Source organism: Mesorhizobium sp. P160187 (genome assembly GCF_057766425.1).
The window spans coordinates 2,646,435-2,663,443 of the sequence record NZ_JBYMDX010000003.1 but is presented as its reverse complement, the minus strand read 5'-3'; the positions used below and the strand labels follow the sequence as shown (position 1 = coordinate 2,663,443).

Here is a 17,009-nt window from a genome sequence, read left to right as displayed (position 1 = left end):
TTGGGATTGAGATGAGATTTGGCTGAAATCTCATCTCAATCTAATCCTTTGTTGGAGCATGATCTTTTCCAAAAAACCGGTACCCACTTTTTGGAATCATGCCTAAGCAGCGATCGCGTCCTTGAGCGCCTTGGCCAGATCGGTCTTTTCCCAGGAGAAGGACCCGTCTCGGCCGGCCTTGCGGCCGAAATGGCCGTAGGACGAGGTCTTTGCGTAGATCGGCTTGTTGAGGTCGAGATGCCTGCGGATGCCGGATGGCGACAAATCCATCACCGTGCGCAGCGCTTCCTCGAGCTTGGCCTCGTCGACCTTGCCAGTGCCGTGCAGGTCGACATAGACCGACAGCGGCTGGGCAACGCCGATGGCGTAGGACAGCTGGATGGTGCAGCGGTCGGCGAGCTTGGCCGCCACTACATTTTTGGCGAGATAGCGCGCCGCATAGGCGGCGGAGCGGTCGACCTTGGTGGTGTCCTTGCCGGAGAAGGCGCCGCCGCCGTGGGGGGCAGCACCACCGTAGGTGTCGACGATGATCTTGCGGCCGGTCAGGCCGGCGTCGCCGTCCGGTCCACCGATGACGAACTTGCCCGTCGGGTTGATGTACCACATGCAATCGTCGGCGATCTTGAGGTCGCCGAGCGCCTCACGGATGTAAGGCTCAACGACCTTGCGGACCTTCTTGGAATCCCAGGTCGCGTCGAGATGCTGCGTCGACAGCACGATCTGCGTCGCTTCGGCGGCTTTGCCATCGACATAGCGAACGGTGACCTGGCTCTTGGCGTCGGGTCCGAGCTTGCCGGCTTCGCCGTTGTTTTCGTGACGGGCAGCGGCGAGCAGTTCGAGAATCTTGTGGCTGTAATAGATCGGCGCCGGCATCAGGTCCGGGGTCTCGCGGCAGGCATAGCCGAACATGATGCCCTGGTCGCCGGCACCCTCTTCGCCCTGGCGGTCGGCGGCGTTGTCGACTCCCTGGCCGATGTCGGGCGACTGGCCGTGCAGCAGAACCTCGATCTTTGCCGTCTTCCAGTGGAAGCCGGCCTGCTCGTAGCCGATTTCGCGGATCGCCTTGCGGGCGACCGACTTGAACTTGGCCGGGTTGACGACCGAATGCCCGGCGGCGTCCTTGAGGATGTTGCCCGCTTTGTCCCGCTTCAGCAGAGTATCGGGAACCCTTACTTCGCCGGCGATGACGACGCGGTTGGTGGTTGCGAGCGTCTCGCAGGCGACCCGGACTTTCCATGGGTCCATGCCGGTCTTCTTGGCCTCGCGATAGACCAGATCGACGATCTCGTCCGAGATGCGGTCACAGACTTTGTCGGGATGACCCTCGGCCACGGATTCCGAGGTGAAGAAGTAGTTCTGCCGCGTCACGGGTGTCCCCTCTTGAAAAAACGATCGGCAGGGCTGCCGATTTTGGCGCGCCACGTGTTAACGGTGCCGGACGCCGCTCGTCAAGCGGTGCCGCGGTTCTGGCATGAGTGTCGCAGCAATATATCTTGTACCACCGGCGGCTTGGCGCCGCCGGCAGTCGAGCCTCTGGGCTACTCGGGCCCGGGGGATTACTGGGGCCAATGGGTCAATCGACCCACCGAATCACTCGGCATCTTCGGCAGAAAGGGACTTCACAAGGTCGATAATCCGGCGGCGCACCTTCACATCCGCGATCTTGACGAACGCGCGGTTGAGCTGAAGCCCTTCCGGACTGCCGCAGAATTCGACGGCGAAAGCCATCGAAGTGTCCTCGGCAAATCCTCTATTACCCACCGGCTCCTGCCCTGGCGCATCCTCGAAAAAGAAGGCGACAGGCACGCTGAGTATCGAGGCTATTGCCTGCAGACGGCTGGCGCCGACGCGGTTCGTTCCTTTTTCATATTTTTGGATCTGCTGAAACGTAATACCGAGATTTTCACCAAGCTTTTCCTGGCTCATTCCAAGCATATTGCGCCGAAGGCGGACGCGACTTCCGACATGGATGTCGATCGGATTCGGTTTCTTCTTGTTTTCTTCTGTCATTTTTTCCTCGCCGAATTTTTCCGGCCTTTTCTATTTTTCTCGCCCAAACGAAGCCGGAGCCAACTGCCCCAACAGAAACACCAACCGACTTCGAGAAAATTAGGCGGTAACAGTATGAGTTTCTAATGTGTCGACTGTCAATTCACCCGTAGCCGTTGCCTTACGTTCAAGCTGAGGCCGATTGCGGCAAACACCAACATGATCAGCATTCCGTTAATGCGCCGCCCCGCGGCGGAGATGAAGGCTTGGCCGGAGATCGGCACCCGCACGTCGATGGCGCCACGCGCATCGACCGCCAATGCGTCGACGATGCGTCCGCGCGTATCGACAACGGCGGAAATGCCGTTGTTGGCGGCGCGCAACAGCGGCAATCCGTTTTCCACCGCGCGAATCTGAGCCTGCCTGAAATGCTGGTACGGCCCGGGCGTGTCGCCGAACCATGCGTCGTTGGTGACGTTTACAATAAGCTGGGATGACGTTGCGTCAACAGCCACCAGATCCGGAAAGATCACCTCGTAGCAAATAAACGGCAAGGCGCTGATGCCGCCGGGCAGAGCGATCGGATGGCGCTCGTTGCCGGCGGCGAAGTTCATCGGCCCGGCGACGAGTTGTCCGATGCCGAAGCGGCTGAGCAGACCGGAAAACGGCAGATACTCGCCGAACGGCACCAGATGGACCTTGTCGACGGCATCAGCGATTTCGCCCTTGTCGTCGATCGCCACCACCGAATTGTAGTAGCGGCTGTCGGCATCCGCCCCCGATCCGCGCTCCTCGCGCACTACGCCGGCAATCAGCATCTGACCAGGCTGCAGCATGTCGCCGAGCGCGGTCAGCGCGTCCGGACGCTCGGTGAACAGGAAGGGTACCGAGGTCTCCGGCCACAGGATCAACTGCGGTTTGTCATGACCGGGATCGGGCGCTGCGACCGACAGGCCCATCATGGTGGCGAAGATGCGGTCGCGCACCGAGGCGTCCCATTTTTCGCTGAGGTCGACATCCGGTTGCACGATGCGGACATCGAGAGTGCGGGTTGCCGGCTTGTCGGGGGTCGCGAGCCTGACATAGCCGAAGCCGGCATGAGCGGCGACGAGAATGGCAAGCAGGACCACACCGAGACGGACATGCCGGCGTGCTGCAAGCAAGGCCGGCATGGCGAAGACAAAGACCGCCAGCGCGTTCATGCCGACCATGCCGGTCACCGACACGCTTTGCATCAACAGCGGCACGGGCATCGCCGCATAACCGACGGCATTCCAGGGAAAGCCGGTGAACAGGAAGCCGCGCAGCCATTCCGTCAGGCCAAAAGCAAAGGCAAGGGCGGCAACGCGGCCAATATCGTTGGTCCATAACAGCCGCGCGACGACGGTGGCGAAGCCGTAGAAAAATGCCAGCGCCAAAGGAATGCCTACGACCGCGAAGGGTAAGGCCCAGGCGAAACTGTCGGCCTCGACCAGAAGCGCCTCGCCGATCCACCATAGGCCGGCGAGGAAATAGCCGAAGCCGAACCACCAGCCGATGGCAAAAGCCGGCCGCAGGCGCCTGAGCCAGCCGTCGGAAGCCTCGCCGGTGGCGCCGTCGAGCAGCCAGACCAGCAGTGGAAACGAGACGAAACAGACGGCGAAGAAATCGTAAGGCGCCTGGGCGAGCACCGCCAGCGCCCCGGCAAGAAACGCCACCAGCGCGCGCCGCCAGCCCCAAAGCAGAATTATCCGGCCGGCAAGGCGCTCCATACAGACTTCCCAGGTCGCGCGAATCAAGAGCCAAGATTTATCAGATTTATTGAAACGCGAACCGGCCGATCGCTGCGCTATCGGTGCCATCCCTCGATGGTTAGCCCGCTCAGGTGCTCGGCCTCCTCGCGCGGCACGGTGCGCAAGGTCTGGGAGAAGGTCCAGACATGGCCTTCGGGGTCGCGCGCCCGATACTGCCGTTCGCCGTAGAAATGGTCGGCAGGCTCCTCGACGATTTGGGCTCCAGCCGCCATTGCCCGCTCACAATGCACGTCCAGGCCGTCTTTCAGACGCACACAGACCGACTGAGTGTTCTTGCCGCCGACGCTTACCGGACTGGCAATATGATCGGCCCATTCGGAATCGACGATGATGTAGCCGTCGCCAAAACGCATTTCGGCATGGACCAGCCGTCCGTCGGCATCGCTGACCACCATGCTCGGCTCGAAGCCGAAGGCCGTTTCGAGCCATTTCAATGCGGCTCGCGGGTCCTTGTAGAAGACACCCGAGCCAAAGGTTGAGTGCTTGAAGGGATCGTCGATCGTCATCGGCCGGGCAACGTTCTGTCCTAGGCCTGCTCGGTGCGGGGGGCGGTCACGCGGCGGCGACGCTCGCCCTTCTGGTTCTGGACGATGCGCACCCGCTTGACGCGGCGCGGATCGGCGTCGAGCACGTGGAATTCGAAGCCGGGGATGGCTTGCACAACCTCACCACGCGCGGGCACGCGACCGAGCGTGTTGAAAATCATGCCGCCGATCGTGTCGACATATTCACCATGCTCACCGGCGGTAAAGTCCTCGCCGATCATCTTGGCGACCTCGTCGATCTCGGCCTTGCCGTCGACGACGAACACGCCCTCGCCGGTCTGGGTGATCAGCGGCTCGTCCTCGTCATGCTCGTCCTCGATATCGCCGACGACCATCTCGACGATGTCTTCCAGCGAGGCGAGACCATCGGTGCCGCCATATTCGTCGATGACCAGCGCCATCTGGGTTCGCGTCGTCTGCATATGGCCCATCAGGTCGGAGGCAAGCATCGAGGGCGGCACGAACAGCACCGGGCGGATCAGATTGAGGTCGCCGATGGTGCGGCCGAGATCGACCTGAGCGAGGTCGAGAAGCGTCGTTGCCGGCGTCTTCCTGGATGTTCTGCCCTTCTTGACCCGGGCGACCTTGGTGATGTGGGCCAGCACGTCGCGGATGTGAACCATGCCGCGCGGATCGTCGAGCGTCTCGGAATAGACCGGCATGCGGGAATGGCCGGACTGCTCGAACAGACCGAGCAGATCGCCCAACGTCGTGGTGATCTCGACGGCCTCAATATCGGCGCGCGGCACCATGACGTCCTCGACGCGTACCTCGCGCAGGCGCAATATGTTGTTGAGCATGGCGCGTTCGCCGGGCGAGAAAGACCCGGCATCGCTGGTCGTTTCGGCAAGCGCGCCGGCGATTTCCTCGCGCAGGCTGGTGCCGTTCCGCTGCCTGAAAAGGCCCAAGACGCGGTCGAACAAGGACGGACCGGCAGGCGATGGCTCGCTGGCAATACTACCAGAAGCGGGGCTGCCGGAACTGGGACTCGGACTCGATCCCTCTTCCGTCGTATCGGAAGGCTTTGTCGCACTGCCAGCCTCGGGGCGGGCGGCAGTTTCTGGTTTGTCGTTCATCGTCGTCCGGTCAATTGGTCTTTTGTCATTACGTGTAGGGATCGGGAATGGCAAGCCTTGCGAGCGTTGAGCGCTCGATGGCTTCCATCTCCTCGGCCTCTGCATCGGTCTCGTGATCGTAGCCCAGTAAATGCAGCAGGCCGTGGATGACGAGATGGGTGATATGGTTCTCGAAGGGCTTGTCTTCCAGGGCTGCTTCGCGCGCCACCGTCTCGGCGGCCAGCACGATGTCACCCAGCATGGGCGGCAGCTTGCCACCCCTGGGGAACGGAAAAGCAGGGAAAGACAAGACGTTGGTCGCCTTGTCCTTGCCGCGCCAGCCGGCATTGAGGGTACGGATATGGGCATCGTCGGAAAAGACGATGCTGAGTTCGGAAGGACCGGCAGCAGCGGTTTCGGCAAAGGCAGCCGACACGGCGCGATTGACCAGACGCGTCAGCGCCGCCTCATCGGGCCAGTCGCCGGCCCCGACCGACATATCGATCTCGACGGGAACCGAACTATCCCCGCCGCCAGGTCTTATGTCTTCAGGCATGAGCCCGCATCGTCACATCAGCTCTCGGCGCCGAGGCCCCGCGCCAGCTTGGCGTCGCGGTCATAGGCCCTGACGATTTCGGCCACCAGCGGGTGGCGCACAACGTCGACATCGTTGAAGCGCACGGTTACCGCGCCGGCCACGCCGTCAAGGACACGCAAGGCTTCGACGAGGCCCGACTTGGTGCTTGGAGGCAGATCGATCTGCGTCGGATCGCCGGTGACGATCATGCGCGAATTCTCGCCGAGGCGGGTCAAAAACATCTTCATCTGCATCGGCGTGGTGTTCTGCGCCTCGTCGAGGATGACGGCGGCATGCGCCAGCGTGCGGCCGCGCATGAAGGCCAGCGGCGCGATTTCGATGACCTCGGCAGCGATAGCACGTTCGACCTTGTCGGCCGGCATCATGTCGTAGAGCGCGTCATAGAGGGGCCGCAGGTACGGATCGACCTTTTCCTTCATATCGCCGGGCAGAAAACCCAGCCGCTCGCCGGCCTCGACCGCCGGCCGTGACAGGATGATGCGCTCGACCATGCCGCGTTCGAGCAGCATCGCCGCATGCGCCACCGCCAGATAGGTCTTGCCGGTGCCGGCCGGGCCAATGCCGAAGACAAGTTCCGAACGCTCCAGTGCCCGCATATAGGCGTCCTGGTTGAGCGAACGGGCATAGATCGTCTTCTTGCGGGTGGAGATCTGGGCGGCCGAAACCTTGCCCTTGCGTTCAAGCGTCGGCAGCGTCAGCTGGTCGTCGGCGGCAATCGCCATGCGCACGGCGCCATCGACGTCGGACTGGCCAATGTCGGTGCCCTTCTGGAGAATGCCGTAGAGATTGTCGAGTGCGCGGCGCGCCTGTTCGGCCGCCGAGGCCGAGCCCTTGATGGTCAACTGGTTGCCGCGCGAGCGGATGTCGACGCCGAGCTTCTGCTCAAGCCGGGCCAAATTCTCGTCGAACTGACCGTACAGGGCGCTGGCAAGCTTGTTGTTGTCGAAAGTCAGAACGATGTGCGCCATGTCAGAGGCCCCGGATGTCTGGTTCTGGGGCAGAGTCTTCACTTCAGCAGCGCTCAACCGTCTCTCCTCATCTGCCGAGGCCATCAAGCCAACTCGGCGAACAGGCTATTGTAGCCCGTCTTCGTGATTCGCACCCGGATAATGTCACCGATTTCGCCGGCCTTTTCATCAACAATAACCGGCTGCAGCCAGGGCGAGCGGCCGACCTTCTGGCCGGCCTGACGGCCGGGCTTCTCGATCAGCGTGTCGATGGTGCAGCCGACCAGGCTCAGGCCGAAATCCTGCTGTTGTTTCAGCAGCAGCGCCTGCAGGCGTTGCAGGCGCTCGTCCTTGACCGCTTCCGGCACGTGATCGGGCATATCGGCGCCCGGCGTGCCGGGACGCGGCGAATATTTGAACGAGAAGGCCGAGGCGTAGTTCACCTGGCGCACCAGACCCATCGTCGCCTCGAAATCCGCCTCGGTTTCACCGGGGAAGCCGACGATGAAGTCACCGGACAGCGCGATGTCGCCGCGTGCAGCGCGGATGCGCTCGAGCAGCGCCAGATAGTCCTTGGCCGTGTGCCTGCGGTTCATCGCCTTGAGGATGCGGTCTGACCCGGATTGCACCGGCAGGTGCAGATAAGGCATCAAAGCCGGGAGATCGCGATGGGCAGCGATCAATTCGTCGTCCATGTCGCGCGGATGGCTGGTGGTGTAGCGCAGCCGCGCCAGGCCAGGAATTTCGGCCAGCCGGAACAGCAGGCGGCCAAGCCCCCATTCCATGCCATCCTCACCCTTGCCGTGCCATGCATTGACGTTCTGCCCCAGCAGCGTCACCTCGCGCACACCGGCATCGGCCAGCCGCTCGGCTTCGGCGACGATCTGCGCCACCGGCCGCGACACTTCCGAGCCCCTGGTATAGGGCACGACGCAGAAGGTGCAGAATTTGTCGCAGCCTTCCTGTACCGTGAGGAAGGCGGTGACGCCGCGCTTGATCATTTCGGCACGCTTCGGCTGCGGCAGATGCTCGAACTTGTCCTCGATGGCGTATTCGGTCTCGACGATCTTCTCGCCGCCACGCACCCGGGCCAGCACATCGGGCAGCCGGTGATAGGTCTGCGGGCCGATGACCAGATCGACAGCAGGCGAACGGCGGATGATTTCCGCGCCTTCGGCCTGCGCGACGCAACCGGCGACGCCGATCAGCATTTCGCGCCCAACTGCTGCGCGTTCAGCCTTCATGTCGCGGATGCGGCCGAGCTCAGAATAGACCTTTTCCGCCGCCTTCTCCCTGATATGGCAGGTGTTGAGCAGCACCAGGTCGGCGTCGGCGATGACATCGGTCGCGGTGTAGCCGTCGGCGGCCAGCGCATCGGTCATGCGCTGTGAGTCATAGACATTCATCTGGCAGCCATAGGTCTTGACGAAGACCTTTTTGGCCGGGGCGGACGCCGCAGCAGCGCTTTGCGAGGCGCTGTCGGTTTCGTTCCGCTCTATCGTGTTCAAATCCATCCGGCGGCTTCTAACGCCTTTCCGTGACAAAAAACAGACGATTCTCGGGCATCGGCCTGTAGGCGCCCGGCCTGCGCTAGCGGCTTGGACGGGGATCGGCGAGCGCGGCCTGCATCATGGCGCGCACCTGGCTTTCCATCAGCCTCGACGTTTCCTTGCGGTTCGAGCCCTTGGAAAAGGCGATGGGCTCGCCGAAATGCACCTCGACGTCAATGGCGCCTTCGGCCATCAGCACCTTGAGATGCGGCATCAGGTCCTGATCGCCGATCCAGGCAGCGAGCGGCCGGTGGCGGCGGCCGAGAGGCACGCCGTGCACCCGCGTGTAGGCAATCGCCAGCGGCTGGATGAAGACCTGCTCGGCCGCGCCGTCCGAAATCGCCATCGAGGCGGCGCCGAACAAGGTGCTCTTGAACGGCAGGATGGTGTTGCCGTCGCCGGTAGAGCCCTCGGCAAACAGCACCATGGCGTCGCCCTTGGCCATGCGGCTGGCGATCTCGCTGGCCTGGTCGCCAGCTGTCCGCTTGCGCTCGCGTTCGATGAAGACCGTACGCTGCAGTTTCGACAGCCAGCCGATCAGCGGCCATCCCTCCATGTCCGCCCGGGCGATGAATGTCACATCGGCAAAGGAGCCGAGCACCATGATGTCGGTCCAGGAGATATGGTTCGAGGCGACCAGCAGCGGGCGCTGGCTGGACAGTGCGCCTTTGACATGGATGCGCAGGCCGAGCGTCCGGACGATGAGGCTGTGCCAGACCTTCAGAATGACCGTCTCGCGCCAGATCCCGGTCTTCATCGACAGCAACTGCAAAGGCACAAGGACCAGCGAACCGACGACAACGAGGCTCAGCGCCAGGAAAATCCTGATTTTTCCGATCATGCAGCTTGGCCCTGCCCCAAAACTTTGGCTAGCGAAGATCGCGGCGCATGACAAGCGCGCCGGTAGGACCATGTTCGGTCGAGCGGTAATAATTGGCGCGGTGGCCCACCTGGCGGAAGCCGAGCCGCCGGTAGAGGGCGATGGCAGCGACATTGGTCTCGTCGACCTCAAGGAACAGCGCCTCGGCGCGCTGCGCATGCAATTCGCGCAGCACGGCGTCCATCAATTGCCAGCCGAGCCCCTGGCGGCGATGCGAGCGCGCCACCGCCACGGTCAGAATCTCGCCCTCGCCGGCTGCAAGCCTGGCCAGCACGAAGCCGACAGGCGGCTTGGCGCCCTGGCCGATTTCGCGCGCGGCATAGCCGAACACGGTTTCCTGTTCGAGCAACGCGGCGAACTCGCCATCGGTCCAGGGCCGGACGAAATCCTCGCGGTGCAGCACCGACGCTGCCGGGCTGTCGGCGATGGTCAGCGGCTCGAGCGCATAGTCCCTGCGGCGCGGCTGGAGGAAAGGGATGCGCATCACTTTTCCTGCCTCAACAGGATGAACCCGGCCTGCGCCTTGGCATCGGCGCCGCGCAGATAGAGTGGCTTCGGCTTGTCGCCCTCGCCTTTTGCAGCGGCGAGCCGGGCGTAGACGGCAATGTCGGCGGTGGCAGCCGTCGGGCCGATATCGAAATCGCGACCGGCCGCGGCTGCGATCTGCACGACGGCCGTGCCGGCAAGCACCGGACGATTGTCCGCCGCCATTCCCGCGGCTTGCGCAAGTGTGGTCACCGCCGGACCATAGCGCAAAATCGCTTCCGCATCGTAAAGCGCGGCATGGATTTCCTCGCGGCCGGCATCGAGAGCGGCCAGGACCGGGCGGCCGGGAAATGCTGCCCTCGCCTCGGCCGCCAGCGCCTCCAGTGTCGTTACCCCGATCGCCGGGATCTTCAGCGCCAGCGCCAGGCCGCGCGCCGCCGAGACGCCCACCCGCAGGCCGGTGAAGGAACCCGGACCGATGGAGACCGCAACGGCGCCAAGGCCGGCATAATCGGTGCCGTCCGCTTTCAACGCTTCGTCAATGACAGCCATCAGGTGTTCGGCGTGGCCTTTGCCGAGATCGAGTACCGTGCGGCCGAGCTCTCTGCCGCCCGATGCGTCATAGACGCAAGCGGCGCAGAGATTGGCGGCACAGTCGATGGCGAGCAGTTTCATGGGCGACCGGTTCGAAAAACAGTCTCCCTCTGCCCGCCACGGCGCGCCGCCGCAAGAGCCAGCGCGTAAATTGTTAAGCGGCTTCGCTTCGGTGCAGGCCGGACGGCTTACGCCGCCGGCGCGATGCGCAGCATGTGGTTGTCCCAGACATAGTCGGGCTCGGAGCGCGTCGCGCCGCTGCCTTCGATGATTTCGCCGGCACCCGTGGTTGCCATGAAGCCCGGGCCGTCGGGCGCCAGGCCGCAGACCTCGACCAGCGCCTTGGTGGCGACGATCTTGCCGCTGGCGGCGTCGATGACGGCCAGCGAATTACCTTCCGGCGAAGACACCGCGACCGTGCCGGCAATCGGGTTGGCGGCGACCGAGCCGATGTAATTCCGGAAGCCGGATAGCACGTCCTGCGGCATGTCGAGCAGCTGCAGCCCCTTGCCGCGCGTGGCGCGGCCGACCAGCGGTGGCCGCTCGGTGCCCGGCCCGCGGTACTGGCAGCCGAACCAGATGGTGCCTGTGGGGTCGGCATCCATGTGGCGAATCGACAGCTGGTGCAGAGCCGGCGGCAGTTCGTGCTTTTCGATGAGATCGCCGGTTGTGCGATCGACCAGCACATAGGACGGCTTCATGGTGGCGATGTTGAGCTCGGCGCGGCCATAGTCGGGATGGGTCTCGATGCCGCCATTGGCGATGGCGATCGTCCGGCCGTCTCCGAGCAGCAAGAGCTCATGCGGCCCCATGCCATAGGTCGGAAACTCGCCGATGCGGCTGAACTTGGCCCGTGCGTCGTAGATCCCGACGACGCCGGCGGCATTGTCGAAATTGTTTTCGGTGGCGTAAAGCAGCGCGCCGTCGGTGGAAAACACACCGTGGCCGAAGAAATGCCGACCGGTGATGCTGGCGATGGTCAGCGGCGGCTCGCGGCCGGCATGGTCGAAGACCACGGCGAAGGTGCCGGGTTGCCGGGCGAAGACCACGGAGCGCTTCGAGAGCGGATCGAAGGTGACGTCGTGGCCACGGTCGGGCAGATCGATCGCATGCAATACTTTTCCGGCTTCCGACAACACAGCGGCGCCAAAGCTGCCGTCGAGCTTGACGAAGGCGGTGGCAAAGACGGCATCGGCGGCAAGCGTGTCCGCCCAGGCCCGCGGCGCCATTGACGCGACGAAGCCGGCGCCGGCAGCTCTGAGAAAATCGCGGCGGTCCATCAGCGGCGTGCGTGTCGCAACCATTGGTCAGTCCCCGTCCAGTGACGAAAAGCCGGCGGTCAGGCCGAACTCGGCGGTTAGCCGGGTGCCGATCAAGCCCGACAGGCTGGAGGTGATCAGCGCGAAATGTTCGAGTTTTCCGCGCTCCGCGGGATCGGCGAGCGTCTTGTCGATCCGACCCTGGATGGATTTGGCAGTGGCAACGCCATTGATGAGCTGGATATGGATGGATTCCGCCATCCATCTGCTATCCTCGGGCAGCGAGTCGCCGAGCTTCGAGGCCTGGAACAGCGCATCAATGCCGGAGAGGTTGCCGGCTAATGAAAGGCCGGTGTTTTGCGAGCGCCAGTAGATCGCTTGCCTCGGCTTGTCACCCTGCGGTTTGGCGCCGAGAAAACCTTTGAGGCGCACGTCGCGGACCATTTCCAGCTCGTTGATGAAGACGCCGACCAGTTCGGTCACCGCTTCGGTGCCGTCGCGGTAAAGCGCATTGTCGGGTCCAGGATTAGCCCACAAGGCTGCAAAACCGTCCGGTTTTTTCCAGGCCGCGTCGACATCGGCCGCCATGGTCTCGATGTTCTTGGCGACTGCCGCGCCATAGGCGCAGCGATAGGGCTCGTCCTTGCCGACGAGCGTCTCGGCGCCGTCGCCGTAAAGCACGAACTCAAGCGCCCCTAATCCCTGCATCGCGACACTCTTGCCCGCCAGCTGCGCCGGATCGGTGGCGGTCGGATCCTTGCCGGCCAGCGCCGCCTGCACCTGCTTCAGGCCGATGCTCTTTCGGTCCGGCCAGTAGAGCATGCGCTCCAGCCGGTTGTTCTCCTTGATTGGCCCGAAGCCGATGATTTCAGCCGACGACCAGGCTGCGACCGTGGCCGAGAATCCGGCATGCGCGGCATCGAGGTTGCCCTGCGACGGCGCCTGGCAGAGCGCGTCCATGGCCTTCGCCAAGGTGCCGGCATGGCCATGCAGGCTGGCATAGGCGGGGCGGACAAAGCCGTCGATCGCTCTTTGAATGACATCGGAGGCTTTCACCGAGGCCGATGCCGGGGACGCACCGAACAGAGCCAATGGGAGGAGTAGAACAGGCAAAACCCGCTTGAGCATCAGAATGACTCCAAGAATTTGATGAGAGCATCGCGGTCGGCCGTATTGGCGGCGGCAAAGCGATCGCGCGCCTTCTGCCCCTCGCCGCCATGCCACAGGATCGCTTCGGTAAGCGTGCGCGCACGCCCGTCATGCAGGAAGAAAGCGTTGCCGTTGACGGCCTTGGTCAGGCCGATGCCCCAGAGCGGCGGGGTGCGCCATTCACTGCCCGTGGCATCGCCCACTGCCTGGCCGTCGGCAAGGCCCGGCCCCATGTCGTGCAGCAGAAAGTCGGAATAGGGCCAGATCAGTTGGAACGCCTGCGCCTTGTTCCCGCGCATGGTGACGAATTTCGGCGTATGACAGGCAATGCAGCCCATCTCGTAGAACAGCTTCTTGCCGGCGAGCACGGCGGGTGCGCCGACATCGCGCCGCGCCGGCACCGCAAGGTTCTGCGAATAGAAGGTGACGAGGTCCATCACCGGTGGTGGCGCCTCGACCGGGCCGAGCCGCTTCTGCACGCCATTGGGCATGGCCAAACAGGCCTCTTCGGCTGCGGTGCAATCGCCCCAGTGACTGGGCTCTTCCGGCGTCGAAATGCCGATGTCGCCGGCAAAGGCGTCCGCCGCCTGCTGGCGGATGGACGCGGTCTGGGCCTTCCAACCGAAGCGGCCAAGCGTCAGTTGCCCACTGCTGAGGTCACGCACCATGTTGGGCTTGCCGGAAATGCCGTCGCGGTCGTCGGGATCGGCATGGGCAAGGAGGTCGGCCGGCGCGATCTGCTCGATCAGGCCAAGGCCGATCATTGGCGGCGTCAGGCGCGGCGACAGCGTGGTGCGCGGGTCAAGCGGGCCGTAGCCAAGCCCGTCGACCGAATAGCTCGGCTTGCGCAGCCAAACCACGCTGCCGTCGCCGAGCGTGACCTTTTCCTCGCGATAGTCGACATACATGCGGCCTTCGCCCTTGAGGCCGGGCACCGCCAGTTCCTGCAACTGCGCGCCGTAGACCGGATCGGGGAAGTTCAGCACCTTGTGCGCGGCGATCTCGGTCTTTTCCTCGGCCGTGCTCGCATCGCGCGCTAGCCGCAGGAACATCGACGTGGTGCGGCTGTCGGCGGCCGGCGGTCGGCCGCGGCCATCCTTCAAATGGCAATTCTGGCAGGCGCGCTCGTTGAACAGCGGTCCGAGACCATCCGAGGCCTGGGTCGAGGATGGCGACGACACCCAGTTCTTGCGGAAAAGCGCATTGCCGAGCTTGAAATTGCCCTGTTCCTCGAAGGTGATGTTTTCAGAGGGTTGCGAGAAGGCGTCGCGGTCGACCTGCTTGCGCGACGTGCCGGCGCCGCCTTGCATCGTTTCGAAGGATTCGGGCTTGGAGAAATCCTGGGTTGGCCTGGTAACGGCAAGGACGCGGGACCGGTCCTTCGGCGTCAGGTCGGTGCGGCTCGTGGCGAGGCCGACCGGTTCCGACGATCCGGCCAGGGCCGGGGCCAAAATTGCCGCCAGGGTTACAACCGAAAGCCCGCGAAAGGCCTGATATCGCGGGTTTTTGAGGAGCAGCGGGCCGGCGGCCCGCCGCAAGCGGCGCAGAATATCTATGGGGCGCCGCATTCCTGCATGGTCCTATTCCGCCTCGTCCGCCGATGCGGCGTTGAGCTGGCCGTATTTTTCCTCGCCGATCGAGGCAAGGAGGTCGAGCTGCGTCTCGAGGAAGTCGATGTGACCTTCCTCATCCGCCAGCAATTCCTCGAACAGCTTCATCGTCACGTAGTCGCCGGCTTCGTTGCAGATCTCGCGCGAACGCTTGTAGGCGGTGCGTGCGTCATATTCGCCGGCGAGATCGGATTCGAGCACTTCCTTGACGTTCTGGCCGATGCGCAACGGCGCCACGGACTGCAAATTGGGATGCCCTTCGAGGAAGATGATACGGGCCACCAGCCGGTCGGCATGGTGCATCTCCTCGATCGATTCGGCGCGTTCCTTCTTTGCCAGCTTGGCATATCCCCAATCTTCGAGCAGGCGGAAATGCACCCAGTATTGATTGACGGCGCCAAGCTCCAGGAACAGAGCCTCGTTAAGCCGCTCGATGATCTGCGGTTCGCCTTTCATGGATTCTGCTCCCATATTGGACGCGCAGGCCTCTGACGCGATCCAGGTGTGAAACGATGTCCACGCCGCTCGCCTCCGAACGGGTGTGGTAATTTTCGGTGACCCGAATGATCGTTTCGACCACATTTGGGAAGCAGCCGCAACAGCGACCGCGCTTTTGCATCGTGTGATAGACCTTCGCCGGCACGATCAGTTGCCAGGGGTCCTGATCCAGCAGATCGACGATCGTCTGCTCAATCTCCTTTTCGGTGATGATGTTGCAATGGCAGATCAGCATGGATTGGCTCTGGCTGACGGCGCCCCTCCGCGCCGTTTGGCTGGTAGTTGGTTGGGGTGCTACTTGAACACCTTGTCCGGTGCGTCGAGGCTGTCGGACCCCTCGAAGGCTATGTTGTTCAGGTTCAGCGCGCCGACGGCGCGTTCGATCGACTTGGTCTGGTCGACCAGCGCGTCGATTGCCGCCTGCACGGTAGCATTGCCTTCGGTGTTGCCCTCGGCGATCTGCTGGTCGTAGGCCTCGCCGGCCACTTCCCGCGCCTTGATCGCCTCCATCTTGGCGACCGAGACATCGAGCTTGTCGGACAGTTCCTTGTCGATCGCCGGATCGGCCGCCTTGACCATATCGTGCACCGACGGGCCTGAAACGACGGTGCCGTCGATGCGCGTGTAGCTGGCGAGATAGGCGGCGCGGATGCCGATGGCGTCATAGAGATGCGAGTTGTAGGTATTATCCGAGAAGCAGTCGTGCTCCTCTTCGGGATCGTGCAGCAGCAGGCCGAGTTTCATGCGCTCCCCGGCCAGTTCGCCGTAGGACAGCGAGCCCATGCCGTTGAAGATCACCGAGATAGCGGTGTTCGGCTGGCCATCGACGAGGTTCTTGCGGGCGGCGCCGTCTTCCTTCCAGTTGCCGACCATCTCCTGCAGGTCGGAGACCAGAAGATCGCTGGCCGACTTCAGATACTCGGCCCGGCGATCGCAATTGCCGCCGGTGCAGTTCTTGAGGTCGTAGTCGGTGTACGGACGCTCGCCGGCGCCCGGGCCGGTGCCGTGCAAATCCTGGCCCCAGAGCAGGAATTCGATGGCGTGATAACCGGTGGCGACATTGGCCTCGATGCCGCCGGCCTCCTGCAGCGTGCCGGCGAGGAACTCCGGCGAAAGCTTCGAGGCGTCGACCTTCTTGCCGTCGATCTCGATGTCCTTGTTGGCGATGACATTGGCGGTGTAGAGCGCGTTGGCGTCGGACTCGGTGCCGTAGCTCTTGGCGACGTAGTCGATCAGGCCTTCGTCGAGCGGCCAGGAGTTCACCTTGCCTTCCCAGTCGTCGACGATCTTGTTGCCGAAGCGGTAGACCTCGGTCTGCTGGTAGGGCACGCGCGACGCCTTCCAGGCATCGCGGGCGGCATTCAGCGTGTCCGCCGACGGGTTGGCAAGCAGCGCGTCGACAGCCTTGTCGAGCGCCTGCGCCGTGGTCAGCGAATCCTCGTACTTGGCCAGCGCGATGTCGGAATAGGTCTTGATGACCGCCTTGGCATCGATCTCCGCCGCCTTGGCCGGCAGGATGAAAACCGCCGCCGTCAACATAGCCGTGGCACCGATCGCAGCCAGTCTGCCGCCATATCGCGCTGTCATCATCAGTCTCCAGTTCAAAGGGGATTCGGTAAAAGGCGCGCGTGCCAAACGGTGCCGGGACATAGGCATGCCGTAGGACACCACAGATGCCGCGCCGCTCTGCGGCTCACGGGAGAAAGACACCAAATGCCTCCAATCGAACGGGTTCAAGGCCCAAACATCAAAGGGATGCGCTGACGCGCGAGCCTCCATAAAACGATGGCGAGGCCGGAAGTCAACTGGTGAACCCTAGAAAATTCAATTGAAACAATAGTTTAGAATTATTCTAAACTAGCACTATCAACTTTAAATCGTAGCCAGCAGCCAAGGTGAGAGACGCCGCGATTGACAAGCGACCGTTCCGGGTGCGACCCGGACCGGGGCTCTTGCGACGGCGGCAGACAATCGCCATCTGGCGGAACGGCTCACAATCAAAGCATGATGTCGTCCGAAAACCGCTTCACACTTTTCGGCATCATGCTCCAGATTT

General features: G+C 63.2%; 17 protein-coding genes. All 17 read right to left on the bottom strand.

Annotation, left to right across the window (positions count from 1 at the left end):
• Positions 1-102: 102 nt before the first annotated feature.
• The 17 genes from metK to AC3CCE_RS16175 all read right to left on the bottom strand — a co-directional run bounded on the left by metK (position 103) and on the right by AC3CCE_RS16175 (position 16,540).
• Positions 103-1,368 carry a methionine adenosyltransferase gene (gene metK, locus AC3CCE_RS16255; protein ID WP_023669551.1) on the bottom strand — a complete coding sequence of 422 codons (1,266 nt, stop codon included), beginning with the start codon at positions 1,366-1,368 and terminating at the stop codon, positions 103-105.
• A gap of 222 nt (positions 1,369-1,590) precedes the next feature.
• Positions 1,591-2,010: a helix-turn-helix domain-containing protein gene (locus AC3CCE_RS16250; RefSeq protein ID WP_023669550.1), complete on the bottom strand. Its 420-nt coding sequence runs from the start codon at positions 2,008-2,010 to the stop codon at positions 1,591-1,593.
• Positions 2,011-2,147: 137 nt separating this feature from the next.
• Positions 2,148-3,740, bottom strand: a complete 1,593-nt coding sequence (gene lnt, locus AC3CCE_RS16245) for an apolipoprotein N-acyltransferase (RefSeq protein WP_352623932.1) — start codon at positions 3,738-3,740, stop codon at positions 2,148-2,150.
• 77 nt (positions 3,741-3,817) lie between these two features.
• Positions 3,818-4,288: a VOC family protein gene (locus AC3CCE_RS16240; protein ID WP_352510975.1), complete on the bottom strand. Its 471-nt coding sequence runs from the start codon at positions 4,286-4,288 to the stop codon at positions 3,818-3,820.
• Positions 4,289-4,308: 20 nt separating this feature from the next.
• On the bottom strand, positions 4,309-5,403 hold the full coding sequence (locus AC3CCE_RS16235) for a hemolysin family protein (RefSeq protein ID WP_023682011.1): 1,095 nt from the start codon (positions 5,401-5,403) through the stop codon (positions 4,309-4,311).
• A 28-nt stretch (positions 5,404-5,431) separates the two neighbouring features.
• Positions 5,432-5,938, bottom strand: coding sequence for an rRNA maturation RNase YbeY (ybeY, locus tag AC3CCE_RS16230; protein ID WP_352623933.1), 507 nt, complete (start codon positions 5,936-5,938; stop codon positions 5,432-5,434).
• Positions 5,939-5,955: 17 nt separating this feature from the next.
• Positions 5,956-6,948, bottom strand: coding sequence for a PhoH family protein (locus AC3CCE_RS16225; RefSeq protein WP_027049340.1), 993 nt, complete (start codon positions 6,946-6,948; stop codon positions 5,956-5,958).
• An 83-nt stretch (positions 6,949-7,031) separates the two neighbouring features.
• Entirely contained in the window at positions 7,032-8,441 is a 1,410-nt protein-coding gene (gene miaB, locus AC3CCE_RS16220) for a tRNA (N6-isopentenyl adenosine(37)-C2)-methylthiotransferase MiaB (RefSeq protein ID WP_352623934.1), read from the bottom strand.
• A 76-nt stretch (positions 8,442-8,517) separates the two neighbouring features.
• Complete coding sequence (gene olsA / locus AC3CCE_RS16215) at positions 8,518-9,318, bottom strand: lyso-ornithine lipid O-acyltransferase (protein WP_352623936.1); 801 nt, start codon at positions 9,316-9,318, stop codon at positions 8,518-8,520.
• Between the two features lie 28 nt (positions 9,319-9,346).
• Entirely contained in the window at positions 9,347-9,841 is a 495-nt protein-coding gene (gene rimI / locus AC3CCE_RS16210; protein ID WP_023669542.1) for a ribosomal protein S18-alanine N-acetyltransferase, read from the bottom strand.
• Entirely contained in the window at positions 9,841-10,518 is a 678-nt protein-coding gene (gene tsaB, locus AC3CCE_RS16205; RefSeq protein ID WP_352623938.1) for a tRNA (adenosine(37)-N6)-threonylcarbamoyltransferase complex dimerization subunit type 1 TsaB, read from the bottom strand. The genes rimI and tsaB overlap by 1 nt, the downstream gene beginning before the upstream one ends.
• Before the next feature lie 107 nt (positions 10,519-10,625).
• Positions 10,626-11,741 (bottom strand): DUF1513 domain-containing protein, encoded by a 1,116-nt coding sequence (locus AC3CCE_RS16200; RefSeq protein WP_352623940.1) that lies wholly within the window; start codon positions 11,739-11,741, stop codon positions 10,626-10,628.
• 3 nt (positions 11,742-11,744) lie between these two features.
• Positions 11,745-12,824: an imelysin family protein gene (locus tag AC3CCE_RS16195; RefSeq protein WP_352623942.1), complete on the bottom strand. Its 1,080-nt coding sequence runs from the start codon at positions 12,822-12,824 to the stop codon at positions 11,745-11,747.
• Positions 12,824-14,413, bottom strand: coding sequence for a di-heme oxidoreductase family protein (locus tag AC3CCE_RS16190; protein WP_352623944.1), 1,590 nt, complete (start codon positions 14,411-14,413; stop codon positions 12,824-12,826). Before AC3CCE_RS16190 ends, AC3CCE_RS16195 begins: the two co-directional genes overlap by 1 nt.
• A 12-nt stretch (positions 14,414-14,425) precedes the next feature.
• Positions 14,426-14,911 carry a bacterioferritin gene (gene bfr, locus AC3CCE_RS16185; RefSeq protein WP_023669537.1) on the bottom strand — a complete coding sequence of 162 codons (486 nt, stop codon included), beginning with the start codon at positions 14,909-14,911 and terminating at the stop codon, positions 14,426-14,428.
• The gene (locus tag AC3CCE_RS16180) at positions 14,877-15,188 is read right to left on the bottom strand and encodes a (2Fe-2S)-binding protein (protein WP_023669536.1); all 312 of its coding nucleotides are present in this window, start codon (positions 15,186-15,188) and stop codon (positions 14,877-14,879) included. The genes bfr and AC3CCE_RS16180 overlap by 35 nt, the downstream gene beginning before the upstream one ends.
• Before the next feature lie 59 nt (positions 15,189-15,247).
• Complete coding sequence (locus AC3CCE_RS16175; RefSeq protein WP_023692591.1) at positions 15,248-16,540, bottom strand: imelysin family protein; 1,293 nt, start codon at positions 16,538-16,540, stop codon at positions 15,248-15,250.
• Between the last annotated feature and the right edge of the window lie 469 nt (positions 16,541-17,009).

Coding starts and splice junctions, on each gene's coding strand:
- AC3CCE_RS16250 (WP_023669550.1), bottom strand. CDS start 2,010: ATGACAGAAGAAAACAAGAAGAAACCGAATCCGATCGACATCCATGTC.
- lnt (WP_352623932.1), bottom strand. CDS start 3,740: ATGGAGCGCCTTGCCGGCCGGATAATTCTGCTTTGGGGCTGGCGGCGC.
- AC3CCE_RS16240 (WP_352510975.1), bottom strand. CDS start 4,288: ATGACGATCGACGATCCCTTCAAGCACTCAACCTTTGGCTCGGGTGTC.
- AC3CCE_RS16235 (WP_023682011.1), bottom strand. CDS start 5,403: ATGAACGACAAACCAGAAACTGCCGCCCGCCCCGAGGCTGGCAGTGCG.
- ybeY (WP_352623933.1), bottom strand. CDS start 5,938: ATGCCTGAAGACATAAGACCTGGCGGCGGGGATAGTTCGGTTCCCGTC.
- AC3CCE_RS16225 (WP_027049340.1), bottom strand. CDS start 6,948: ATGGCGCACATCGTTCTGACTTTCGACAACAACAAGCTTGCCAGCGCC.
- miaB (WP_352623934.1), bottom strand. CDS start 8,441: ATGGATTTGAACACGATAGAGCGGAACGAAACCGACAGCGCCTCGCAA.
- olsA (WP_352623936.1), bottom strand. CDS start 9,318: ATGATCGGAAAAATCAGGATTTTCCTGGCGCTGAGCCTCGTTGTCGTC.
- rimI (WP_023669542.1), bottom strand. CDS start 9,841: ATGCGCATCCCTTTCCTCCAGCCGCGCCGCAGGGACTATGCGCTCGAG.
- tsaB (WP_352623938.1), bottom strand. CDS start 10,518: ATGAAACTGCTCGCCATCGACTGTGCCGCCAATCTCTGCGCCGCTTGC.
- AC3CCE_RS16200 (WP_352623940.1), bottom strand. CDS start 11,741: ATGGTTGCGACACGCACGCCGCTGATGGACCGCCGCGATTTTCTCAGA.
- AC3CCE_RS16195 (WP_352623942.1), bottom strand. CDS start 12,824: ATGCTCAAGCGGGTTTTGCCTGTTCTACTCCTCCCATTGGCTCTGTTC.
- AC3CCE_RS16190 (WP_352623944.1), bottom strand. CDS start 14,413: ATGCGGCGCCCCATAGATATTCTGCGCCGCTTGCGGCGGGCCGCCGGC.
- bfr (WP_023669537.1), bottom strand. CDS start 14,911: ATGAAAGGCGAACCGCAGATCATCGAGCGGCTTAACGAGGCTCTGTTC.
- AC3CCE_RS16180 (WP_023669536.1), bottom strand. CDS start 15,188: ATGCTGATCTGCCATTGCAACATCATCACCGAAAAGGAGATTGAGCAG.
- AC3CCE_RS16175 (WP_023692591.1), bottom strand. CDS start 16,540: ATGACAGCGCGATATGGCGGCAGACTGGCTGCGATCGGTGCCACGGCT.